Annotated in this window: 20 protein-coding genes and 3 pseudogenes; 12 read left to right on the plus strand and 11 right to left on the minus strand. The window is 72.5% G+C overall.

What is annotated here, in order from left to right; translation table 11 throughout:
* Nucleotides 1–30: 30 nt before the first annotated feature.
* Nucleotides 31–600 carry a GNAT family N-acetyltransferase gene (locus V8690_RS32555; protein ID WP_338783663.1) on the plus strand — a complete coding sequence of 190 codons (570 nt, stop codon included), beginning with the start codon at nucleotides 31–33 and terminating at the stop codon, nucleotides 598–600.
* Between the two features lie 173 nt (nucleotides 601–773).
* On the opposite strand, the gene V8690_RS32560 is transcribed toward V8690_RS32555, so the two are convergent.
* Nucleotides 774–1,196, minus strand: a complete 423-nt coding sequence (locus V8690_RS32560; RefSeq protein ID WP_338783664.1) for a hypothetical protein — start codon at nucleotides 1,194–1,196, stop codon at nucleotides 774–776.
* Between the two features lie 494 nt (nucleotides 1,197–1,690).
* On the opposite strand from V8690_RS32560, the gene V8690_RS32565 reads away from it, so the two are divergent.
* The 5 genes and pseudogenes from V8690_RS32565 to V8690_RS32585 all read left to right on the plus strand — a co-directional run bounded on the left by V8690_RS32565 (nucleotide 1,691) and on the right by V8690_RS32585 (nucleotide 5,760).
* A complete protein-coding gene (locus V8690_RS32565) occupies nucleotides 1,691–2,068 on the plus strand; it encodes a hypothetical protein (protein WP_338783665.1) in 378 nt (125 codons plus the stop codon).
* A 708-nt stretch (nucleotides 2,069–2,776) separates the two neighbouring features.
* The gene (locus V8690_RS32570) at nucleotides 2,777–3,838 is read left to right on the plus strand and encodes an N-acetylmuramoyl-L-alanine amidase (protein ID WP_338783666.1); all 1,062 of its coding nucleotides are present in this window, start codon (nucleotides 2,777–2,779) and stop codon (nucleotides 3,836–3,838) included.
* 105 nt (nucleotides 3,839–3,943) lie between these two features.
* Nucleotides 3,944–4,233: pseudogene (locus V8690_RS32575) on the plus strand (class A beta-lactamase); the annotation flags it as partial.
* A 57-nt stretch (nucleotides 4,234–4,290) separates the two neighbouring features.
* Nucleotides 4,291–4,440: pseudogene (locus tag V8690_RS32580) on the plus strand (ATP-binding cassette domain-containing protein); the annotation flags it as partial.
* Between the two features lie 201 nt (nucleotides 4,441–4,641).
* Nucleotides 4,642–5,760, plus strand: a complete 1,119-nt coding sequence (locus V8690_RS32585) for an acyltransferase family protein (protein WP_338783667.1) — start codon at nucleotides 4,642–4,644, stop codon at nucleotides 5,758–5,760.
* Nucleotides 5,761–5,763: 3 nt separating this feature from the next.
* Here the strand turns inward: V8690_RS32585 and V8690_RS32590 are convergent, their stop codons facing one another.
* From V8690_RS32590 to V8690_RS32615, 6 genes and pseudogenes are all read right to left on the minus strand, one after another.
* Nucleotides 5,764–5,937, minus strand: a complete 174-nt coding sequence (locus V8690_RS32590) for a hypothetical protein (protein WP_338783668.1) — start codon at nucleotides 5,935–5,937, stop codon at nucleotides 5,764–5,766.
* A 205-nt stretch (nucleotides 5,938–6,142) separates the two neighbouring features.
* On the minus strand, nucleotides 6,143–6,367 hold the full coding sequence (locus V8690_RS32595) for a hypothetical protein (RefSeq protein ID WP_338783669.1): 225 nt from the start codon (nucleotides 6,365–6,367) through the stop codon (nucleotides 6,143–6,145).
* Between the two features lie 384 nt (nucleotides 6,368–6,751).
* On the minus strand, nucleotides 6,752–7,774 hold the full coding sequence (locus V8690_RS32600) for a hemolysin family protein (protein ID WP_338783670.1): 1,023 nt from the start codon (nucleotides 7,772–7,774) through the stop codon (nucleotides 6,752–6,754).
* Nucleotides 7,771–9,123: a hemolysin family protein gene (locus V8690_RS32605; RefSeq protein ID WP_338783671.1), complete on the minus strand. Its 1,353-nt coding sequence runs from the start codon at nucleotides 9,121–9,123 to the stop codon at nucleotides 7,771–7,773. Before V8690_RS32605 ends, V8690_RS32600 begins: the two co-directional genes overlap by 4 nt.
* Nucleotides 9,124–9,586: 463 nt before the next feature.
* Nucleotides 9,587–10,422: pseudogene (locus V8690_RS32610) on the minus strand (FAD-dependent oxidoreductase); the annotation flags it as partial.
* Between the two features lie 69 nt (nucleotides 10,423–10,491).
* Nucleotides 10,492–10,998: a MarR family transcriptional regulator gene (locus tag V8690_RS32615; RefSeq protein ID WP_338783672.1), complete on the minus strand. Its 507-nt coding sequence runs from the start codon at nucleotides 10,996–10,998 to the stop codon at nucleotides 10,492–10,494.
* A gap of 110 nt (nucleotides 10,999–11,108) precedes the next feature.
* On the opposite strand from V8690_RS32615, the gene V8690_RS32620 reads away from it, so the two are divergent.
* On the plus strand, nucleotides 11,109–11,624 hold the full coding sequence (locus V8690_RS32620) for a YceI family protein (protein ID WP_338783673.1): 516 nt from the start codon (nucleotides 11,109–11,111) through the stop codon (nucleotides 11,622–11,624).
* 8 nt (nucleotides 11,625–11,632) lie between these two features.
* Here the strand turns inward: V8690_RS32620 and V8690_RS32625 are convergent, their stop codons facing one another.
* Nucleotides 11,633–13,339 (minus strand): hypothetical protein, encoded by a 1,707-nt coding sequence (locus tag V8690_RS32625; RefSeq protein WP_338785530.1) that lies wholly within the window; start codon nucleotides 13,337–13,339, stop codon nucleotides 11,633–11,635.
* A 106-nt stretch (nucleotides 13,340–13,445) separates the two neighbouring features.
* Nucleotides 13,446–17,534, minus strand: coding sequence for a bifunctional nitrate reductase/sulfite reductase flavoprotein subunit alpha (locus V8690_RS32630; protein WP_338783674.1), 4,089 nt, complete (start codon nucleotides 17,532–17,534; stop codon nucleotides 13,446–13,448).
* A gap of 194 nt (nucleotides 17,535–17,728) precedes the next feature.
* On the opposite strand from V8690_RS32630, the gene V8690_RS32635 reads away from it, so the two are divergent.
* From V8690_RS32635 to V8690_RS32650, 4 genes are all read left to right on the plus strand, one after another.
* Nucleotides 17,729–18,124: a cell division protein SepF gene (locus tag V8690_RS32635; protein WP_338783675.1), complete on the plus strand. Its 396-nt coding sequence runs from the start codon at nucleotides 17,729–17,731 to the stop codon at nucleotides 18,122–18,124.
* An 86-nt stretch (nucleotides 18,125–18,210) separates the two neighbouring features.
* Nucleotides 18,211–19,389 carry an ATP-binding protein gene (locus tag V8690_RS32640; protein ID WP_338783676.1) on the plus strand — a complete coding sequence of 393 codons (1,179 nt, stop codon included), beginning with the start codon at nucleotides 18,211–18,213 and terminating at the stop codon, nucleotides 19,387–19,389.
* Complete coding sequence (locus tag V8690_RS32645; RefSeq protein ID WP_338783677.1) at nucleotides 19,386–19,709, plus strand: nucleotide pyrophosphohydrolase; 324 nt, start codon at nucleotides 19,386–19,388, stop codon at nucleotides 19,707–19,709. The genes V8690_RS32640 and V8690_RS32645 overlap by 4 nt, the downstream gene beginning before the upstream one ends.
* A 221-nt stretch (nucleotides 19,710–19,930) precedes the next feature.
* A complete protein-coding gene (locus tag V8690_RS32650) occupies nucleotides 19,931–20,401 on the plus strand; it encodes a DUF6099 family protein (RefSeq protein WP_086604552.1) in 471 nt (156 codons plus the stop codon).
* A 44-nt stretch (nucleotides 20,402–20,445) separates the two neighbouring features.
* Here V8690_RS32650 and V8690_RS32655 read toward each other — a convergent pair whose 3' ends face one another.
* Nucleotides 20,446–20,619, minus strand: coding sequence for a hypothetical protein (locus V8690_RS32655; protein ID WP_010033808.1), 174 nt, complete (start codon nucleotides 20,617–20,619; stop codon nucleotides 20,446–20,448).
* A gap of 239 nt (nucleotides 20,620–20,858) precedes the next feature.
* Here V8690_RS32655 and V8690_RS32660 point away from each other — a divergent pair, with 239 nt between their 5' ends.
* Entirely contained in the window at nucleotides 20,859–21,779 is a 921-nt protein-coding gene (locus V8690_RS32660) for an LLM class F420-dependent oxidoreductase (RefSeq protein WP_338783678.1), read from the plus strand.
* 87 nt (nucleotides 21,780–21,866) lie between these two features.
* Here V8690_RS32660 and V8690_RS32665 read toward each other — a convergent pair whose 3' ends face one another.
* The gene (locus V8690_RS32665) at nucleotides 21,867–22,679 is read right to left on the minus strand and encodes an SAM-dependent methyltransferase (protein ID WP_338783679.1); all 813 of its coding nucleotides are present in this window, start codon (nucleotides 22,677–22,679) and stop codon (nucleotides 21,867–21,869) included.
* Nucleotides 22,680–22,817 lie beyond the last annotated feature (138 nt).

Here is a 22,817-nt window from a genome sequence, read left to right on the forward strand (position 1 = left end):
ACACGCCTGGCGGCCACGTACGCTCGCCTGATGGACGGGAACATCACGCGGTTGACCGCCGCGGCCACGGCATCGGCCCCCGCTCTCCTTCTGCGTCCCTGGAATCCGGCCGACGCCGCGGACCTCGTCGACCTGTACCGGGACGGGGCCCTGCGCCGCTGGGCGAGTGCGGATGTGCACGACCGTGCCGGTGCGGCGCAGTGGGTCCAGGATCAGCAAGGCGGCTGGGAAGCAGGGCACCGTTTCGCGTTCGCCGTCTCGGAGGTTCGAGAGCATGCCGCCGAGGGGCGGTTGGTGGGGCACGTCGTCCTCAAGAACGTCGCCTCCGGCGCCTCGTCGGCGGAGGTCGGCTACTGGACCGCTGCGCATGCGCGCGGCCGGGGCGTCGCTCCCCGGGCCCTGAAGGCGCTGACGGACTGGGCCTTCGCGGCCTTCGCCGGCCACGGACTGACCCGTCTGGAGCTCCTGCACCAGGCGGACAACACGGCCTCGTGCCGCGTCGCGCAGAAGTGTGGTTATGAACTGTCCTCGCTCCTGCCGGCGGCGCCACCCGCGTTCCCCTTGGAGGGACATTCGCACGCCCGGGCACGCGACCTCTGAACATGCCGTGCGGGTGGACGGCGACGGTGCCCCCGTCGTCTTCCTGCACGGCTTCGGCTCCACCGAGGAGGACTGCGCCGACATCGCCTTCCAGCCCGCGTTCGCCGGGCGGTCCCTCCTCGTCTGCGACGCGCCGGGCTGCGGAGAGACCACGTGCCCGGACGTCCTGGGCGTCACGCGCCGTCCAGGCCGGCGGCGAGTTCGTCGCCAGTGGAGGGAGACCCGCTGATCGAGGATCGTCGCCGGGGCGACCAGGAGGGGGAGTTGGAGGAACTCGCGCAGTGCGTGGGCCGCGTTGTCGCGTGCGATCCATGCGGTGAGGCCCTCGTGGGACACGGGGCGGTGTCGTCGTCCCGTAGCAGCTGCCGGGTCGCATGGACCTCCGCGGCCAGGGTGCGCATGCGCAGGCCCAGGGGACCGTCCTGGTCACAGTCGACGGGCAGGCCGCGGTGGATCCGGTCGAGGGCCGCGGCCACCTCCGGGTAGGTGTCGAGACGCGTCTTCGAGGCCGGGCACGACAGTTGGGCCACGATGGCGGTGCGCAGGCGCTGCGGCGGTGTGCGCTCCACGAGCCCGGCCAGATCCAAGTGCCGCACCTGCGAAGGGAATCCGCGGTCCCCCGTGGGAAGGTCGTCCAGGAGGGCCAGCAGCAGGGCACTGGTCTGCTCCGTCGGACCCTCCTCGTCCGGGGCGTAGGCGATGCCGAAGTCCTGTTTTCAGTACGGGAAGGAAGCGGGTGTACGCGGCGGTCGACCCGGGCCAGAGGTCCACACCGAGGCGCCGCGCCCATGGTCCGCCGGCGGCGTTGCTCCCCCGCGGCGACATGACGCGCCGGGTGTCGTCCTGCGGACACGGCACGCCGTCTTCGGCGAAGGTGAGGACGACCTCCGGGCCATGCCTGGTCAGGACCACCACGCGCGTGCCGGCGGACAGGGCGCGCAGTACCTCCGGCCGGGCGAACTGCGCGGCGCCGCCCTCCAGCGTGGCGTACGCCCATCCGCCGGCCTCGCCCGCACGGACCAGGGGCCGGTGCGCGGCCCACGCGCACTCCGCCGCCCGCTGAGCCTGCCCGAGGTCGCGCGGCCGTACGGTGGCGGGGACCGCGCCGAGCCGGCGCAGCATCTCGGCCGGGGTCAGGCCGGAGGCGGACGACGTCCGGCTGGTCGGGCAGCGGTGCGGGACGCGGGCGGTTGGTGCGGACGAAGAAGAGCCGCTGCGCCCCTTCCTGCCGGGGTGGCGGCGGGGTGCTCCCGGCCGAGTTCGTGAAGACCGGGCGCTGGAGGGCGGGCGGGTCCCACTCCGGCTCGGCGAGCGCGGCGGCCTGTGCCAGCGGGGAGACCACGTCGGCGGGCACGGTCCGCTCCTCCTCCCACAGCAGCTTTCCGGCCACGGCGAGGGGGATGCGGCCGAGGAACGGGAGACCGCCCTCCACGGCGTCCGTGAGGTCGGCCAGAACATGACGCAGTGACGGCCGGTGCGCGAAGGAGGCCATGTCCTCGTCGAAGCGGCGGCCCACCTGTCCGTAGCGGGGCCCGGGGCGGCGGGCGAGGAACAGGCCGTCCGAGGGCCGCCGGCCGATGCCCAGGGTGAGGGGCAGCCCGTCCTCACCCACCCCGAAGCTGTGGAGGAGGGTCGCGTTCCGCACGATGTCCGCGCCACCGCACAGAGGTCCGTAAAACGACAACTGAACAGCGTCTTCGTCCACTTCCACCCCGTCGTGGCACCGCAGCGAGGCCACCAGGTCCGGGTGGAACGTCACGCCGAGCGTGCGCTCCGCGTCCTCGATGCCGGCCTGCGGTGCGGGTGGGCGCAGGGTGGCGCGGGTGAGGGGAGCGTGCCGGGCCAGCCAGGCGTCGACGCGCGCCCAGGGCTCCTCGACGGCGGGGACGCTCATGGCGGCGGACCCTACGCCGGGTCACTGACAGCGCCCCGGCCTCCCTGGTGCCGGAGCGTCCTGATCCCGCCGAATTTACGGACGTGGCGTACGGCTAGGTGAGCGACGACACGAGCGGCGCGAGAATGGTGAGAGCCTGGCGACGTCCGCGCGGCAGCTCTGGTGAAACGATCCGCCGGACGCGCACCGCAGACAGACCCGCTCCACGGCCGGGCACGCTCCGCAGATGTGATCGCACCGTCTTCAGACCGGCACGCACGCGCCGGAACGGAGGACTGACTCATGGCCACCCCGCTCACCGCCGCCCGGCTCGTCGCCGCGCTGAAGGCCGAGGGCTGCGCCGTTCACGAGGTCGGCGGATGGCGCACCAACAACCGTAATCACAAAGGCCCGTGGGGTCCCGTGCACGGTGTGATGATCCATCACACCGTCACCGGGCCCGGCACGGACGTCGTCGAGCTGATCTACCACGGCCACAGCGCTCTGCCGGGTCCGCTCGCCACCGGATGCATCACCAAGGACGGCGTCGTCCACCTGACCGGCAACGGCCGGGCCAACCACGCCGGAGGCGGCGACGGTGACGTGCTCGACGCCGTCATCGGCGAGTCGTACGGCACGTACCCGCCCGCGACGCACGAGCACGACGGCTCGGCCGGCGCGGTCGACGGCAACGCCCGCTTCTACGGCTGGGAGTGCGAGAACAAGGGCGACGGCAAGGACCCGTGGCCGAATGTCCAGTACATCGCCATCGTCAAGGCCACCGCCGCGATCTGCCGCGCGCACGGCTGGGGCCCCAAGAGCGCGATAGGTCACCTGGAGTGGAGCGACCGGAAGGTCGACCCGCGCGGATTCGACATGGCCGACTTCCGCCGTGACGTCGCCGACGCCCTGGCCCTCCCGGCGGGCCTGTGGGAAGGAGAGGACCCCATGCCCCAGTACGTCAACCTCGGTATCGCCGGGGGGTACCGGCTCGCGCCCGGTGCCTGGGACTCGGTCGAGTTCACCACGGAGTGGGCCGACGAGACCGGCGACCACGCCACCGGCGGGAGCGTCTTCGCCCGTGGCCCGGCCCGCTTCAGCGGGAGCGTCAGCCTCCACATCGACGGGCTGCCGGCGGGCGCGGTCGTCCAGGCGCGCATGTCCGAGTACCAGGGGGACCAGCACCGCGCGGACCACCCGATCCACGAGATCGTCGGGACCGGCGGCGGCACCTTCGCGGTCATGCCCCTGACGAAGCGGCTCCCGTCGGGCCGGAGCATGCGGGTACGGCTGCTGAACCAGGCCGCCGTCCCGGTCACCGTCGCGAGCGCGGTGCTGACCGTGCTGGTGTGGAAGGAGACCTGACCCCGGCGCTCCAGCGGGCGGTCGGCAGACCGGGCTCCGCGCGGCGCGCGTTCCGTTCGCCGACGGCGTTTCTCCGCGCACAAGGTAGGCCGCCACGGTTCGGCCGTACGCTCCCGGCTCGACCGGTGGGAGCCGGAGCTCAACAGCGCGGAACCGTGGCGCGTGACCGACACGACCTCTCCCCGCGCGATCGGCCTGTCCTGCGCCCGCCTCGTGCTCGCCGACAAGACCGGCCTGCGGCGTACGGCGGCGCCCACGACGTGGGCATCACCTGGCCGCCCGACGGCACGCCGATCGTGCTGTCCGTCCTGACGACCCAGCCCGAGCAGGACGCACCGGCCGACGACGCGCTGGTGGCCAGGACGGCCGCGCTGCTGGCGGCGGAACTCGCCTAGCGCGGTCGTCAACGGCAGGCCGTAGGGCGGGGTGCCGGCGAACGGGCGGCGGCGGACGAGGCGTCGGCCACCCCGGACCGCCTCGGCCTGCCGGAGGAACTGGCCCACCGCCGCCCCGGCGGACTCTCCGGCGGCGAACTCCAGCGCGCCGCCCTCGCCCGCGCCCTCCTCGCCCACCCCCGCGTCCTGATCTCCGACGAGATCACCACCCTCACCGTCTCCCTCACGGAGACGATCGCCCGTCTGGACACGTATACCCGGGCATGAACCGAACCGAGTCACCCCCGTTACGAGTTGAACCGGGGCACGGCCCTGTGATTAGGGTGCGGGCGATGTTCTGCGCAGACGCCACCCCCTTACCCCGAGCAGGACGAGGCACAGCAGCCTCCAGTCGCTTCGGGAGGGCCCGTGAGTGACACGGTGACGACGGCCCGCCCGGCGGCCGAGGAGACCCGGGCGTCCCGGGGAACGGAACAGGGCGCGGCGGCCCGCCCGGTGCGGCAGCGGGACGCGTTCTTCGACAACGCCAAGTACCTGGCGATCGTGCTGGTGGCCGCGGGACACGCCTGGGAGCCGCTGCGGCCGGGCAGCAGGGCCGTCACCGCCCTGTACATGTTCGTCTACGCGTTCCACATGCCGGCGTTCATCATCGTCTCCGGCTACTTCTCGCGCACCTTCGACGGGAGCCCGGGGCGCCTGAAGCGCCTGGTCACCGGTGTCGCCGTGCCGTACGTGGTGTTCGAGACGGCGTACACCCTGTTCACCCGGTGGAGCAGCCAGGACCCCGACCGCCCGGTCAGCCTGCTGGACCCGCTGTATCTGACCTGGTTCCTGGCGGCGTTGTTCGTCTGGCGGCTGACGACACCTCTCTGGCGCCATGTGCGGTGGCCGCTGCCGACGGCCCTCGTCGTCGCGATGCTGGCGACGCTCTCGCCGTCCGTCGGCCACGACCTCGACCTCCAGCGCACCCTTCAGTTCCTGCCGTACTTCGTGCTCGGACTGCTCCTGCGGCCGGAGCACTTCCGGCTGGTGCGCCGGCGCAGGGCGCGGATCCTCGCCGTGCCGGTGGCCGGGTGCGCCCTGGGGGTGGCGTACTGGGCGGTTCCGCGGATGAACTACGCCTGGTTCTTCCACGCCGACAGCGCCCGGGAACTGGCCGCCCCGTTCTGGTACGGGCCCGTGATGACGCTGGCCGCCTTCGGCTGCTCGGCCGTCCTGGTCGCCTGCTTCCTCGCCTGGGTGCCCGGGCGCCGGACGTGGTTCACCGCGCTGGGCGCGGGCACGCTGTACGGCTATCTGCTGCACGGTTTCGTCGCGCAGGCCGCCAAGTACTGGGGCTGGTACGAGCCGGCCTGGGTCCACCGGCCCGTCGGCGCGATCGCCGCCACCCTGGTCGCGGCCGTGGTCGTCACAGCCCTGTGCACGCCGCCCGTGCGGCGCGTCTTCCGCTGTGTGACGGAACCGGGGATGGCGTGGGCCTTCGGCAGGGGGAACGCGGCCCCGCCGCCGGGCGATGCCCGCGCGTGAGGCCTACTGCTCGGGGTCGGCTTCCTGCCGCACCGGTGCGTGCCCGTTCAGGGCCTGCGTCACCTGGTGCTGTGTCTCTTCGGCGACGACGCGGGCCTCCTCGACGACATCACCGCGTTCGCGTATGAGGCTTTCGTAGATCGGCAGTTCTTCGTTCCGGGTCGAGTCGGTTTTCACAGGGTTTGTCCTATCGCTTTTCAGCCGGGTCTGGGGGGCCCGTGTAAGTCTGCGCCATGCAGTGCCGCGGTGTTACCCACCCCCGTCGTGTCCAGGATTCCGTCACGAGTTTCGCGAATTCCCCAACTTTGCGACCGTGGGAAAGTGCCCGGGCACGGCGAAGGGCCCCGGGAATCGTGCCCCGGGGCCCTTTATGCGGATGTCGTCAGAGCGACGTCGTGTGAACGCTTGCGCTGCCGCCGGCCGCGCCGCCCTCCGACGACAGGCTCCCCTGGAGGTCGCCGCAGACGCCCGCGGTCAGGGGCTCGATCAGGCCGCTGGAGAGGCTGCCCACGAGGCCCACGGAGGCGCCGCCCGCCATGCCGCCGGAGACGAGGTCCAGGTCGGCGTCGGAGAGTTCGGCGCTGTCGACCTGAGGGGTGAGGTTCATGGGGTGTTTCCCTTCGCGTGAATGTCTTGCAATGGCGGCGCGCGTGGGGGGTCGCCGGATTCGGAATCGAGATTCGCACCGACGGCTCCGCCGTGCGCAGGATCAAAGCATTCCGCGGAGCAGACGGCCAACTGCTCGACGGCGTCGAAGCGGGCGCTGCGGCGACCGTCTTCACCGACATGATCATGCGTGCACTGGAATGTACCCACTCCTTCACACACCCCGTCGTCCTGTGGCACGTACGGGTGTTGCGCCCCGATTCCCGAAGCGGGCACTTCGGTGCCAAGTTCCCATGGCGCTCCATGGGCTTGGTGCCCGGCCTGCCGTTCCACGGTGTCCTTGCGGACGGTGTGCAGATTGGCTGGAGGTTCGGATTCCGCTCCGTCAGGCCGCCGCGGCCGGCTGCATCAGCCGGGCCAGCAGGTCGTCCAGGGTGACCAGACCGGTGAGTCGGCCGCCGGTGTCACGGACCACGGCCAGGGAGGACCGGCGGCGGCGCAGCACCTCGATCGCGTCGGCGACCGTGGTTGCCTCCGTCAGCTCGGGCACCGGACGGGCCAGTTCACGGGCGGTTGTGGCACGCCCCCTGGCCCGGGCGACCAGGGCGTCACGGGCGTGGACCGAGCCGAGGACGGTGCCGTTCTCCCGGACGAGCAGCCGGGTGCGGTCGAGGTCGGCGGCCAGCCGCAGCAGCGCCTCGACGTCCGTGCCGCCCTCGACCCAGGTGAGCTCCGCCGCCGGGATGTGCAGCGCCGCCACCGGCGTCTCCGGCTCGGTCAGCGAGCGGGTCAGCAGCTCCGAGTCGGTCGTGCTGATCAGGCCCAGCCGCTCGGACTCCGCCACCAGGTGCGTCAGCTGCTCCCGGTTGTGCACCGAGGTCAGCTCGTCGCGCGGGGCCACTCGGCACAGCCGTACCAGCGCGTTGCTCACGGCGTTGAGCAGCCGGATCAGCGGCCGTACGGCCCGCACCACGGCCCGGAACGGCGGGGACAGCAGCATCGCCGAACGCTCGGGGTGGGCGATCGCCCACGACTTGGGTGCCATCTCGCCGACCACCATGTGCAGGAACACCACCACGACCATCGCCACGGCGAACGCCACGCCGTAGCTCACGGCACTGGGCAGGCCCAGCGTGTGCAGCAGCGGGTCGAGTTCGTGCGAGATCGCCGGCTTCGACACCGAGCCCAGGCCCAGCGTGCACACGGTGATGCCCAGCTGGGCGCCGGCCAGCATCAGCGACAGCTCGCGCATGCCGGCCAGCGCCGCCCCGGCGCCGCGCCGCCCCTCGGCCGCCGCCTTCTCCATGCGGTGCCGTTTGGCGGCGACCAGGGCGAACTCGGCCGCCACGAAGAAGCCGCTGCCGATCAGCAGCAGCACGGTCACGAAGACCGCCATCGGGAAACTCACGCCATCTCCTCGGCTTCTTCGGCTTCCTCCGCGTCCACGAGCGGGCTGATCCGTACCCGGTCGGCCACGTGCCGGTCGAGCGTGCGCACGTCGATCACGGCGCGGCCGCCCTCGGGCAGCTCGACCGTGACACGGTCGCCGACCGTCGGGAAGCGGCCGAGCCGGTCCACGACCAGACCGGCCACGGTGTCGTAGTCGTCGTCCTCCGGCAGCCGGACACCGGTGACCTCGGCCACCTCGTCCAGCCAGCAGCAGGCGTCCACCAGCCAGCCGTCGCCGTCCGCGACGGCGAGCACGGTGACCCGGTCCGACTCGTCCGCGATGTCGCCGACCAGCTCCTCGGCGATGTCCTCGTACGTGACGATGCCCGCCACGCCGCCGTGCTCGTCGAGGACGACCGCGAACTCGTCGTCCTGCTCCCGCATCCGCGTCACCGCGTCCGGCAGCCCGAGGGTGTCCGGCAGCAGCAGCGGCCGCCGGGCCACCTCACCGGCACGCGCGCCGGCGAGCCGGGCCGCGGGCAGCGCCATCAGCTCGCGCACGCCCAGCACGCCCACGATGTCGTCCGGGTGGTCGCCGAGGACGGGGTAGTTGGAGTGGCCGTGCCCGGCGATCAGGCCGACCGCCTCGTCGGCGCCGGCGTCCTTGCGGACGAAGACGGCGTCGGCGCGCGGCACCATCACCTCGTCGAGGGTGCGCTCGGAGAACTCCAGCGCGTGGTCCAGCAGCGCGGCGGTGTCCTTGGGCAGCGCGCCCCGCTCGTGCGACTCGCCGATCAGATGGCCCAGCTCCTCCAGCGTGGCGCCGTGGTGCAGCTCCTCGACCGGCTCGATGCCGGCCTTGCGCAGCAGCTTGTTCGCAGCGCTGTCGAAGACGCGTACGACAGGGCCGACGACCTTCAGATACGCCAGCGTCGACGGGGCCAGCGCCTTCGCCAGCCGCTCCGGCACGGCGATCGCGAGGTTCTTCGGGGCCAGTTCGCCCAGCACCATCTGCACGACCGTGGCCAGGACGAAGGCCAGCGTCACGGAGACGCCGCTCACGGCCGCGTCGGGCAGGCCGAGCCCGGACAGGGCGGGCTCTAGCAGCGCGGACACCGACGGCTCGGCGATGAATCCGACGACCAGGCCGGTGACGGTGATGCCGAGCTGCGCGCCCGACAGCATGAACGACAGTCGCTCCAGCACCCGCAGGGCGCGGGCGGCCTTGCGGTCCCCGGCCTCGGCCTCACGCGCGAGGGTGAGCCGGTCCGCGGAGACGTAGGCGAACTCCTGGGCGACGAAGTAGCCGGTGCCGGCGGTCAGCACGAACACGGCGAGCAGGCCCAGCAGGGCGTTCGCGGCACTCATCCGACACCATCCCGCCCTGTGCCGCGATCACTGATGTCGTGGCGGGATGGTCGGGGACTGTGCCCCGAAGGGTCCGTCGGTCTGGCGGACAACGAGTGGCTCCTTACGCGTGGTGTGTCTCCGGGTCAACGTTCGTCGTCGCGCCCGTGTTCCCGGATTCTACGACGGTGTAGAAAACGCCGCTCGGGACGTGGCGGCTCAACGACGCAGCCCGCGGACCAGCCCGGCGCCGGCACCCGCGACGGCCAACCCCGCACCGGCCAGCGCCAGAGCCCTGGCCCGCCAGCCGGGGGCGCGGGCCCTGCACCCGGGGCGACGCCGTACGCGCTGCCCGCAGCCGCGCCGCCCGCAGCACCGGGCAGCGCGGAGGCCAGCAGCTCCGCCAGGTGCACGCCCTCGTGGCCGCCGCTGTCGAGCTCGTGGATCTGCGTACGGCAGCTGAAGCCGTCGGCCAGGACCACGGTAGTTCGAGTTCCGCGCGCAGCACGGTGACGAGCGTCGACTCGCTGCCGACCAGCAGTCCCGCCACGTCGAAGCCGTGCTCCGGCAGCAGCGAGTCGAGGTTGTAACCGGAGACACGGCGCGGGATGCCGGGGAAGCGGCGGCGGATCTCGTCGCCGCAGGCGTCACGCAGCTCCCGTAACCGCCGGTAGACGGACGCCCGCAGATCCCCCTGCCGCTCGATCTCCGCGTACTCCTCGTCGCTGGTCTCGCCGCACCAGAAGCGGGTGCCGTCGTAGAGCAGCACCTCCAGGCGGGCGATGTTGTCGACGACCTTGCCGTGCGCCTGAGCGGTGGCGCCGCAGGAGTTGTTGCCGATCATGCCGCCGATCGTGCAGTTGGTGTGGATGGCGGGCTCGGGGCCGTAGCGCAGGCCGGTGGGCGCGAGCCGCCTGTTGAGCTCATCCAGGACGATGCCGGGCTGCACGACACAGGTACGGCCTTCGGTGTCCACGGACTCCAGCCGGTCGCAGTACTTCGACCAGTCGATCACCACGGCGGTGTTGTGCACTGCCCGGCCAGGCTCGTCCCACCGCCCCGCGACAGCACCGGCGCCCCGTGCTCGCGGGCCACGGCCACCGCCTCCACCGCCGCCTCGGGCGTGCGCGGCACCACGACCCCGATCGGCGTCTGCCGGAAGTTGGACGCGTCCGTCGAGTACGCGGCCCGGCTCCCTCCGTCGAACCGCACCTCACCTTCGACCCGTTCGGGCAGCGCCTCCGCGAGCGCCACCGTGTCGACGGGCGAGCCACCCACCGGATGCCGTACGACGGGATCGGGCAGGTCCAACGCGCCCATGGAGCCCTCCTCCTGCTCTCGGAACAGTGGGCGCCGGGTACCCAGGACCGCGTTCCGCCGAACCGCCGCTCAGGAGTCCGCGCGGGACTCCTCGGCGAGGTCCGGCACCAGCGCGCACAGGGCCTGCCGCTGGTCCGGCCCCATGAAGCGGGCGAGGGACTGCGTGACCGTCTCGGCGAGCGGGCCGCAGGCCTCGGTCAGGAGGCGGCGGGCCTTGTCGGTGAGGGTGACCTCGACGCCGCGCTTGTCGCCGCACACCGACCTGCGGGTGACGAGGCCGGCGTGCTGGAGGCAGGCGATCTGGTAGGTGAGGCGGGTCTTCGGGCGGCCCAGGAGCTCCGCGACGCGCGTCATGCGCAGGCCGCCCTCGGGCTGCTCCGCGAGCAGGCACATGATCAGGAACTCGTCGTGCGAGACCTCCAGCTTCTCCTTCACGACCGCGCGCAGCCGCTGCTCCACCGCCCCCGTCGCGGCGAGCAGCAGCATCCAGGCGCGCAGCTCGTCCGGCAGCAGCCCGCTGCCCTCGGCGAACCGGCATTCGGGCAGGTCGGCGGGGTGCTCCTGGGGGTCGGCCATACACGCCAGCCTACCTGTTGTCCACATTTGGAACAGGGGGTTGTTCAATTTTGGACGAGACGCTAGCGTGCAAGTCATCCAAATTTGGACGACATGGGTGGAGAAGGATCATGACCGTAGCCGTGGAAACCGGACTGTGGCAGCTCGACACGACCGCCTCGACCGTGGGCATCCAGCACAAGACCATGTGGGGCCTGGTCACCGTCAAAGGCACGTTCGCCGCGATCGGCGGCTCGGGCGAGGTCCGGCCCGACGGGTCCGCCGTCGGCACCCTGGCCTTCGACGTCGCCTCCCTCGACACCGAGAACGCCAAGCGCGACACCCACCTGAGGTCCGCCGACTTCTTCGACGCCGACCACCATCCCGAGATCACCTTCGTGGCCCGCAGCGCCGAGCTCCGCGACGGCGACCAGGTGCACATCGTCGGTCAGCTCACCGTGCGCGGCGTCAGCAGGCCGCTGTCCCTCACCGCCCGCCTGAAGGACGGGGATGCCACGGGACTCACGCTGGAGACGGAATTCACCGTGGACCGGGAGCAGTTCGGCATGGGCTGGAACCAGCTGGGCATGATCCGCGGCCGGACCACGGTCACCGCGACCCTCCGCTTCACCCGGGCCACGGGCTGACGCCGCCGTCAGCCCGTCCGGCGCACCGCCTGCTGCACATCCGCGCTCGACAGGGTCTGCGGCGACGCCGTGAACGCGCGCAGGCGGATCCGGACCCCGGGCCGGGGCACGGTGAACCGGCCCTTGGGCGGCCGGAGTTCGTAGCGGGCGGTGGCGTGCGCGGGCAGGCTGCGCGGGCCCCGGACGATCCGCCAGTACGGGTTCATGCCCTGGCCCATGGTCAGGGTGAAGTGCGGGGCGAGGGCCGTGTCGTCCGTGTTGGTGACCTGGAGGGTGAGCCGGGAGACGGTCGCCGGGGTGGGGTGGCGGGCCGCGACGACCCGCATGCGCAGGGGTGGCGTGCCCGTCGCCGCCACGGCCGCGCCGCCCAGCGCGGGCATGAGCAGCAGCACCGCCAGGGCGATCCTGGCAGGGCGGCGCCGTGGCCCGGACAGCAGGCGCGGACGGGGCTGCCACGCCCCGGCGAACGCCGACGCGGGAGCGGTGACGGCCGCCGCCACCCACAGCGGCGTCATCAACAGGTAGTAGCCGTCCTGGGAGCGGGTCGCCAGGTAGAAGGCGCACCAGGGCAGGACGGTCGCGGCCGGACCCAGCCGCCGTACGTTCAGCACGAACAGCGCGAGCAGGCCGGCGAGCAGCAGCAGGCTCGCGGAGGAGTACCAGTCGAGCCGGTCACTGCCGTTGGTCAGGTACAGCGAGATGCCCACCACGCCCTGCCCGTGCAGCACCGCGCCCTGCGTCAGCGGCAGGGCGATCCCCCTCAGCCAAGGGCCCGGCTCGCTGACGACGAAGTAGGTGTTGATCAGGAGCCACACGGTCGCCGCGGCCCCGGCGAACCGCAGCACCACCAGCGCCGCGGCCCGGCCGCCCAGCTCGCCGCGGCGCACGGCGTAGATCCCGGCCAGCAGGAACGGCGCCAGGAACCAGGGGAGTTGCTGTGCCGCGCACGCCGCCCCCACACACGCGGCCCGCGCCAGACCCGCCGCCCCGAGCCGCCCGCCCGCCCCGATGCGCGGCCAGCGCACCACCACCGGCACCAGCAGGGCCATGGCCACGACCGCCGGGTAGCCCAGCCGGCCGTACGACGGCAGCATCCCGAAGCCCAGACACACCATGGTCGCGGCGGACCGCCACGGCGCCGGCAGCATCCGCCACAGCACGACCGTGCCGGCGACCAGCGCGCCCGTGCTCACCGCCGTCGCGGGGGTACCGCCGTGCCCCAGCCACAGCAGCGGCACGGCCAGCAGCGGGGCCAGCGGCGGATAGCCGTAGGTGAGGTCGTAGCCCCCGGTGACCGTCGGGGTGAGGGCCACACCGTGGCCGAAGAGCCAGGGCCATGGCTGCCCGTACACCGGGTGTCCCGCGGCCAGTTCCCGCGCCGCCTGGGTCGTGAGCAGCGCCTCGTCGGAGCCCTGGTGGAGCATGACCCACGCGCACAGGGTGAGCGTGACGCCCGTCACCAGCACGCACAGGTCCACCCGGGCCAGCGACCGTTCCCGGCGGACGGCCAGGGCCAGCACCCCGCACGCCAGGATCGAGGCGTAGCAGACCGAGATCACCGCGGCCACGGCCGGCCGGTGACTGGCCGCGGTCGTCCACGCCGCTCGGGTACCGATCAGCAGGCTGATGTCGGCGAGCAGGGTCAGGACGCGGTGCCACTGGGCCGGGGACGGCGGCCCGGCCGCCGCCGACTGCGTGCGCGGGCCGGGTACCACCAGCGTGGTTTCTGCCGAGTACACGCCGCAGGACGCTAATCGCCGCAGGTGAGCGGGGGCCGGTGGGGGGTGAAGAGTCCGGTGTGAGGCGAGTAAGGCCCGGCGTTCAGTACACGTCCCGTACGTACCGCTTGTCCGCCGCGAGTTGTTTCACGTACGCGGCGGCCTCCGCCTCGCTCATGTCGCCCTGTGCCACCGCGATGTCCCGCAGGGCCCGGTCCACGTCCTTTGCCATGCGCGAGGCGTCGCCGCAGACGTAGAAGCGGGCGCCGTCGCGCAGCCAGTGCCACAGCTCCGGCCCGTGCTCGCGCATCCGGTCCTGTACGTACACCTTGTTGCGCTGGTCGCGGGAGAAGGCGGTGTCCAGGCGGGTGAGGGTGCCCTCGTCGAGCAGCGCCGTCAGCTCGTCCTCGTAGTAGAAGTCCGTGGCGCGGTGCTGCTCGCCGAAGAACAGCCAGTTGGGGGCCCGGTGCCCGAGGACCCTCCGCTCCTGGAGGAAACCGATGAACGGCGCGACGCCGGTGCCGGGGCCGACCATGACCATCGGCGTCGAGGCGTCGGCCGGGGGCCGGAAGTGCGGCGAGCGCTGCACGAACACCGGCACCTCGGTGTCCGCCCCGGCGTCGGCGAGGAACGGCGAGCACACCCCGCCGCGCGGACGCCCGTGCAGGTTCTCGTACCGCACCACGGACACCGTCAGGGACACCTGCCGCGGATCGATCAGCGGGCTGGACGATATGGAGTACAGCCGCGGCTGGAGCCCCCGCAGCACCCCGGCCCACTCCTCGGCGCTCGCCCGCACCGCGTACTCGGCGATCACGTCCACGGCCTGCCGTCCCCAGCACCACTGCGCCAGCCCGTCCTTGTTGTCGGGCCGCAGCAGCCTGCGCAACTCGTGCTTGTCCCGGGCGCGTTCGGCGACGAAGCGGAGCAGGTCGGGGGTGATCTTCGTGATGTCGAGGTGCCGGGCCAGCGCCTCGCCGAACGGCACCTCGCCGACACCGGCCACCTCGACGGCCGTCCCGGCGTCCAGCCCGGTCACCGCCATCCACTCCGCCACGAGGGCAGGCGCGTTGACCGGCCGCACGCCGAGCGCGTCCCCGGCCTCGTACGCCAGGTCCGTTCCGCTCGTGTCGAAGGTGAACCGCCGGACCTCCTTGCCCGCGCCCGGCCCGCTGAGCAGCCGGTTGCCGACGAGCCGGGCGACCGCGGTGGCGGGCTTGGGCTTGGGCTTCGGTTCCGGTCGCGAGGCAGGGGAGTCGGCCGGTGCGGCCGGACCGCCCAGCGCCGAGAGCACCTGGTCGAGCCACTCCCCGGCGGAGGGCTCGTAGTCCGGCTCGCAGTCCGTACGCGGGGCCAGCCGCACCCCGCCCAGTTCGTCGAGCCGGGCGTCCAGCCGCCGCCCGTGCCCGCAGAAGTCGTCGTACGAGGAGTCGCCGAAGGCCAGCACGGCGTACCGCACCCCGTCCAGCCGCGGCGCCTGTTCATTGGAGAGCGTGTCCCAGAAGCCGGTGCCGTTGTCGGGCGCGTCGCCGTCCCCGAAGGTGCTGGTGATGAAGAGCAGGTCCGCGGTGCGGGCGAGCGCGGCGACGTCGGCCTCGTCCATGCCGACGAGGGTCGTACGGTGCCCGGTCGCGGTCAGCCGCTCGGCGGTGGTGGTGGCGAACTCCTCGGCGTTCCCCGTCTGCGAGGCCCACAGCACCACGACCTCACGTCCGGCCGGCTCCCGCGCGGGGGCGGCCGGCGGCGCCGAGCGCGAGTACATGCCGGCGAGGACCCCGTTGACCCACAGGGCGTGCTCGGGCGTGAAGGGCGCGTCGGGCGGGAGCACGGGAACGCCGGGGGCGCCCGAGCCGAGCCCGGCGAGGAAGCCGGTGAGGTACTGGCGTTCCTGGGCGGACAGGACCGGGGGAGGGGAGGGCTGGAGGCCGAAGGGGTCGGTTCCGCCGGGGGTGACGGTCGTGGGCGCCAGAGCCCCGGCCGGTTCCTCGCGTACGGCGCTCGCCGCCTCTTGCCCGGGGGCCTCTCGCACGGGCGTCGCCACCTTCGCCAGCGACACCGCGCACACCTTGAACTCCGGCTGGAACGACAGCGGATCCACCGCGTCGCTCGTCACCGCGTTGATGCTCAGGTACTCGCCGAACAGGTCGTTCCAGTGGAAGGGCGCGAAGCAGCAGCCCGGCCGCACCCGGTCCGTCACCACCGCCGGCAGCACGGCCCGCCCGCGCCGCGAGGCGACCTCGACCAGATCGCCCTCCGCGACCCCCAGCGCCTCGGCGTCCTGCGGGTGGAGCTCCACGAAGGGCCCGGGGTTCAGCTTGTTGAGCTTGGCGACCTTCCCGGTCTTGGTGAGCGTGTGCCACTGGTGCTGCACCCGCCCGGTGTTGAGCACGAACGGATAGTCGTCGTCCGGCATCTCGGCGGCGGGCAGGTGGGGCCGGGCGAAGAAGACGGCTCGACCGCTCGCCGTCGGGAACCGCAGCCCGTCGTCCCCCACGTAGCGGACGGGATTGCGCTCGGGTCCGTCCTCCCGCGCGGCCGGCCACTGCACGGGCGTCCGGCGCAGCCGCTCGTAGGAGACACCGCGCAGGTCCCACTGCGTCTTCGGGTTGTGGAACCGCCGGATCTCCTCGAAGACCTGCTCGGCGCTGTCGTACGAGAACCCCTTCTCGTAACCCATCGCGCACGCGACCTCCGCGATGATCCGCCAGTCGGCCATCGCCTCCCCGGGCGGGTCGGCGGCCGGCTGCGTCAGTGTGAGGTTGCGCTCGCTGTTGACGAAGACGCCCTCCGCCTCGGTCCACATCGCGCCGGGCAGGACGACATCGGCGTACGCGTTCGTCTCGGTGTCCGCGAACACGTCCTGCGTGACGACGAACTCGGCGGCCTCCAGACCCTCGATGACCGTACGGCGGTTGGCGACCGAGGCGACGGGGTTGGTGCAGATGATCCAGCAGGCCTTGATCTCCCCGTCGGCCATCTTCCGGAACATCTCGACGGTGCCCTGCCCGGCCCCGTCGGCCCGCAGCGTCCCGGGCGGCAGTTCCCACACCTCCTCGGTGAACGCCCGCTCCTCCGCCACGAGCACCGACCGCTGCCCCGGCAGCCCCGGGCCCATGTAGCCCATCTCGCGCCCGCCCATGGCGTTGGGCTGCCCGGTGAGCGAGAACGGCCCGGCGCCTGGACGGCAGATCGCGCCCGTCGCCAGATGCAGGTTGACCAGGGCGTTGGTGTTCCAGGTGCCGTGCGTGGACTGGTTCAGCCCCATGGTCCAGCAGCTCATCCACTGCGTGCCGGCCTCGCCGATCAGCCGGGCGGCCCGGCGGACGTCGTCCTCGGCGAGCCCGGTGATCTCCGCGACCGCCGCCGGGCCGTAGTCGGCGAGGAACCCGGGCAAGGCCTCCCAGCCCTCGGTGTGGGCCGCGACGAACTCCGGGTCGGTGTGCCCGTCCGCGTGCAGCAGGTGCAGCAGGCCGTTCAGCAGCGCGAGGTCGGTCCCCGGCCTGACCTGGAGGAACAGATCGGCCTTGGCGGCGGTGGCGGTCCGCCGCGGATCGACGACGATCAGCTTGGCACCCGCCTTGACCCGCTCCATCATCCGCAGGAAGAGGATCGGATGGCAGTCGGCCATGTTCGAGCCGATGACGAGGAAGACGTCCGCCTGATCGAAGTCCTCGTACGAGCCGGGCGGCCCGTCCGCGCCCAGCGACAGCTTGTAGCCGGTGCCCGCGCTCGCCATGCACAGCCGCGAGTTCGACTCGATCGCGTTCGTCCGCACGAACCCCTTGGCCAGCTTGTTCGCCAGGTACTGCGCCTCCAGGCTCATCTGCCCGGACACGTAGAAGGCGACCGCGTCCGGCCCGTGCGCGTCGACGATCGCCCGAAGCCGCGCGGCGGTCTCGGCGATCGCGTCGGCGACGGGCGAGGGCACCGGCTCCTCGCCCCGGTCGTCCCGGACCAGCGCGGTGGTCAGCCGCCCGGGCGCGGCGAGCATGTCGGCCGTGGTCGCGCCCTTGGTGCACAGCCGGCCCGCGTTCGCCGGGTGCGCCTTGTCGCCGGACGCCTTCAGGACCGTGCGCCGCCCGTCCGGTCCCATGCCGACGTCGAGCACGAGGCCGCAGCCCACACCGCAGTACGAGCAGACGGTGCGCACCTGCTGCGTCGTCTCCTGCTGCGGCCGGGGCGTCGTGGTCATGCCGTCGACGGTACGAATGTCCCGTTACGCAGGTGTCACATCGCTTGATCACGAGGAGTTACGCCCGTCACACAGTCGCCTTCCGGCCGTTGTGAGGTGCATCGAGGTGGCGGAGCGTGTCGCAGTTGGGCCGAACGGGTGACCGTGCGCAAGAATTGGCCGATGGAGACAGCCAGCGCGAGCCAGGACGGAGCATGCCGGTGAACAGCCACGATGTCACCGACGAACAGTGGGAGGGGCTCGCCCAGGTCGTGCCGCTGCGGGGCCGGGACGCCTGGCCGTCGTCCGTCGGCCACCGGTCCCTACCCGAGGCCGAGACGGAGGCGCGGCGCCGTTTCGTCGTGCTGCGGGTGAACGTCTTCGCCGATGCCCGGGACGTCGCCGAGACCCTGATGGCGGGCGTGCCGGTGCTGCTGGACCTGACCGGCGCGGAGACGGAGGTCGCCAAGCGCGTCCTCGACTTCAGCACGGGCGTCGTCTTCGGCCTGGCGAGCGGAATGCACCGGGTGGACCGCAACGTGTTCCTGCTGACGCCGGCGGGGACCGAGGTGACCGGGTTGATGGAGGGGATCGGGGTTCCCGGGGTGTGACGCGCCCCGCGGGCCGGGTCGCCCGTTCGTAGGAAGCCCTGGGAGACGGAACGGTTCGTCCTGCGGGTGGAGTCTACGGTCCGGATATGACCCAGCCCTTCGCTCCGACCCCCCTCGTGCAGCCCGGCCCACCGGCGGGCGGCGACCCGCACCCCGGCCGGCCGCGTGTCACCGAGCTGCGGCTGTCCGCCTTCGCAGGCCACCGCCGCGCCGCACTCCCGCTCGGGCCGCTCACCCTCCTCGCCGGCCCCAGCGGCTGTGGCAAGTCCAGTGCGCTGCGGGCGTACGAGGCGCTCGCCCGGCTCGGGGGAGGGGCGGCGCTCAACGAGGCGTTCCCGGACCCCGTCGCCTGTGTCCCGGAGCGGGCCCGGCCCGATGCGCAGCGCCGCCGCGGCTTCCGTATCGGCTGCACGGCAGACGGGCCCGCCGGCCCGGTCCGGCTCGATGTCGCCGTGCAGGCCGAGCCCCGGCTGTGCGTCGTGGGGGAGCGGCTGACGGCCGGCGGACTAATCCTGCTGGAGACCGCCCTGCGCGATCCCGGCAAGCGCGCCGTGCAGGCCGCCTGGCACACGGCCGGGCCGACGCCGGTGACCCGGGGCCCGCTGCCGGACGACCGGCTCGGCACCGCCCTGCTGCCGCTGCGCGTGGCCGGCAGGACACCCGGGCAGCGCAGGGTGCTGGCCGCCGCCGAGCAGATGGTGGTCGCCCTGCGCTCGGTCTTCGCCTGCGACCCCGACCCCGGCCGGATGCGCGGCCCCGTACCGGCCGGGGTCGGGCGGCTGCTCGGCGGCTGCGGCAACCTCGCCGACGTCCTGTGGCGCACCCGCGCCGAGTGCGGCCGGCGGCACACGCAGCTCGTCGCGGCGGTGCGCGCCGGCTGCGCCGGACCGGTGGCGGACGTGCTGGCCGAGCCGTCGGCCGACGGGACGGTGCGGGCGGTGCTCGACCGGGGTGACGGCGTCCGGACCGACATGGGGCGGCTCGGTGACGGGGAACTGAGGTACGTCGCCCTGGCGTTGGTGCTGCTCACCGGCCCCGGCGTGCTGGAGGTCGACCCGGCCGGCGAGGTGCCCGCCGCCCTCCAGACCCTCACCGTGCTCGCCGACGGCCTCGACCGGGGGCTCGACCCCGGCCAGCGGGGCGAACTGCTGCGGCTCGCGGCCCGGATGTGCGAGCGCGGGCACATCCGGCTGGTCGGCGCGGTGAGCGACGCGTCGTGGGCCGCCGGGACCGACGGGGTCACGGTGGTACACCTGAAGCCGTGACAGAACCTCTCGACGTGGCGAAACTGCAACGCCGGCTGGCCGAGTTCGCGGCCGCGCGGAACTGGCAGCCCTACCACACCCCCAAGAACCTGGCCGCCGCGCTCAGCGTGGAGGCGTCCGAACTGGTCGAGATCTTCCAGTGGTCGACGCCCGAGGAGTCGGCCCGTGTGATGACCGATCCGGACACCGCGCACCGCGTTACGGACGAGGTCGCCGACGTGCTCGCGTATCTGCTCCAGCTGTGCGAGGTGCTCGGCATCGACCCGCTGGCGGCGCTGGACGCGAAGATCGACCGGAACGAGCGGAGGTTCCCGATCTAGGAGTCACGCGGCCGTCTCTGGGGAGCCGCACAGTCCACTCCCGGAGTCGCGCAGTCCATTTGCACTCTGCGTAATCAAAACGCGGCCCGAATCCGAATTGTTGTCCGCAGATTTCCGTCTTCCTCTGGCTTTTCGTCTCACACCCCTTCACTCTGGGTAGTGAACAAGGGAGTTCGGGCGGACGGACGCGCGGAGCGCGTCGGACAGGACGGGGGCAGCGCATGGACGCGGTGCGGCTCATCGTGACGAGCAGGCGGTCCCTGGCCGCCGGCGGCGACGTACCGGGGATCCTGGCCGAAGTGTGGCAGGCGCAGGCCCTCGCGCAGGCGATAGGAAGTCGCCTCGCGGTCGCGGGCCCGCCCGAACTGCGCGGCGAGGCCCTGGGGTTGACGGAGCTGGCGGGCCGCGGCTGCGGTGTCCTCGACCCGCCCGAACTGGCTCCCGGTGAGCTGCGCGCGGGCCAGCTCACCGAGCTGGGCGACGCCCGCCACACCCTGATGTACCTGGGCGGCCTCCTCGGCGAGGTCGGCATAGCCCTCGTGGGCCTCGCCTGCGCCGCGGACGACGAGGGCACGTACTGGCAGTGCATGGAGGCCATCGACGCGGCGGACGAGTCACGGGACCGCGTCCTGGAAATGCTCCGCAGACTCGCGGACCGGGAGCAGGCGTTACCGGAGAGGGAGGCGGGGTAGCGGCTGCCGCAGGCCGACCCCCGGCCGCACGCCGGGAGCAGAGCTCAGCCGACCTGCTCCTCCTCGCCCGACCTCCGGTCGGCGTCCCCCGCCGCCTGAAGATCCGCGTCCAGCGCCGACAGGTCCGCGTTCAACGCCGCCATCAGCTCCTCCATCTGCTGCAACAGCCCTTTCGGCTGCCCGGTCCCGCCCTGCTGTGGCACGGTCTCTTCGGACATGACGGCCTCCTCGGCCCCTGGCCCCCCGGGGAGGCCGACGCGGGTGACGCCCCGGCGCTCACCGGCCGGTGCGGAAGCCGGGGGCTCCGGCTCCGCCCGAGCCAACGATCACCAACGGGGCCGGTCACTGGCCCGGTCACGCGGGACCCGCGGTATGGACGTAATTTCACCCGACCGGGGACCGGACGGGACGAGGGGCCGATCTCGTCGTCCCGCGCCCCGGCGTGCAGGATGGAATCATGGATCTTCGCATCTTCACCGAGCCCCAGCAGGGGGCCACCTACGACACTCTGCTCGCCGTGGCCAAGGCCACGGAGGAGCTCGGCTTCGACGCATTTTTCCGTTCCGACCACTACCTCCGCATGGGCTCCGTGGACGGCCTGCCCGGCCCCACCGACGCCTGGATCACCCTGGCCGGACTCGCCCGCGAGACCAAGCGCATCCGGCTCGGCACCCTGATGACCGCAGGCACCTTCCGGCTCCCCGGCGTGCTCGCCATCCAGGTCGCCCAGGTCGACCAGATGTCCGGCGGCCGGGTCGAACTCGGCCTCGGCGCCGGCTGGTTCGAGGAGGAGCACAAGGCCTACGGCATCCCGTTCCCCAAGGAGAAGTTCGCCCGCCTCGAGGAACAGCTGGAGATCGTCACCGGCCTCTGGTCGACGGAGCTCGGCAAGACCTTCGACTTCCACGGCACCTACTACGACCTCACGGACTCTCCCGCGCTGCCCAAGCCCGCACAGCAGAAGATCCCCGTGCTCGTCGGCGGCCACGGCGCCACCCGCACCCCGCGGCTGGCCGCGAAGTACGCCGACGAGTTCAACATCCCCTTCGCCTCGATCGAGGACAGTGAGCGCCAGTTCGGCCGCGTCCGCGCCGCCGCCGAGGAGGCCGGCCGCAGCGGCGACCTTACCTACTCCAACGCCCTCGTCGTCTGCGTCGGCCGGGACGACCAGGAGGTCGCCCGCAGGGCCGCCGCGATCGGCCGCCAACCCGACGAGCTGAAGCTCAACGGCCTGGCGGGCTCCCCGGCCGAGGTCGTCGACAAGATCGGCCGCTACGCCGAGGTCGGCGCGAGCCGCATCTACCTCCAGATCCTCGACCTGGACGACCTCGACCACCTGGAGCTGATCTCCTCGCAGGTGCAGTCCCAGCTGTCGTAAAAAGGCCGGGACGGCAGGACGGTCCGGCGGATCGGGCACGGCGCGCGATCCGCCGGACCGCCGTCGGTCACGGCCCCGCGCCGTCCGTCAGGGCTTGCGGCCGACCGCCACGTAGAGGGGCATCTCCTCGTCCTCGCCGTCGCCGCCGCGCTGTTCACCGAGCTCGGGGTGCCACTGAGCGGCCGGCACCACGCCGGGATCCACCAGTTCAAGGTCCGTGAAGAACGCCGAGAACTCTTCGCGACTGCGCACCTGCGCCGCCGTCCCGGCCTCGCGGTACACCTCGACGACCCGCTCCCAGGTCTCCGGGTCGAAGTCACCCGTCGCATGGGAGAGCGTCAAGTAGCTTCCGGAGGGCAGGGGTTCGAGCAGCTCGCGGACGATCCGGCCGGGCTCGTCCTCGTCCGCCACCAGGTGCAGCAGGGCCACGAGGGACAACGCGATCGGCCGGGTGAAGTCGAGGGTCTCCCGAGCCGCCGCGACGATCTTTCCCGGTTCCCGCACGTCGCCGTGGACGTAGGCGGTCTTTCCTTCCGGCGAGCTGTGCAGCAGGGCCTGGGCGTGCCGGAGGACGATCGGATCGTTGTCCGCGTACACCACCCGGGCCTGCGGGACGACACCCTGGACGACCTGGTGGAGGTTCGGCTCCGTCGGGATGCCGGTGCCGATGTCGAGGAACTGCCGGGTTCCCCGCTCGGCCAGCAGCCGGGAGGCGCGGTGCATGAACGAGCGGTTGGTCCGCGCCATTTCCCTGGTCGCGGGGAAGAGGGAGATCACCTGCTCGGCCGCCTCCGCGTCGACCGGATAGTTGTCCTTCCCGCCGAGGTAGTAGTCGTACATGCGTGCCGAGTGGGGTTTGCCGGTGTCGATCTGTCCCCCGCTGGTCCCGGCGTCTGTCACTGTGAGGCCTCCGCATCTCCGTGTGCGTGGGCGCTCTTCCCGAATCCCCCTCGAACGCCCGGTCGATCGGGAGGCTAGCGAAAATTCCCGGGTGCTGCCGGTGCCGTCTCTGTACGGTGGGGCGTAACCGCAGTTCAG

It is taken from the genome of Streptomyces sp. DG1A-41 (assembly GCF_037055355.1).
Classification (GTDB): Bacteria; Actinomycetota; Actinomycetes; order Streptomycetales; family Streptomycetaceae; genus Streptomyces.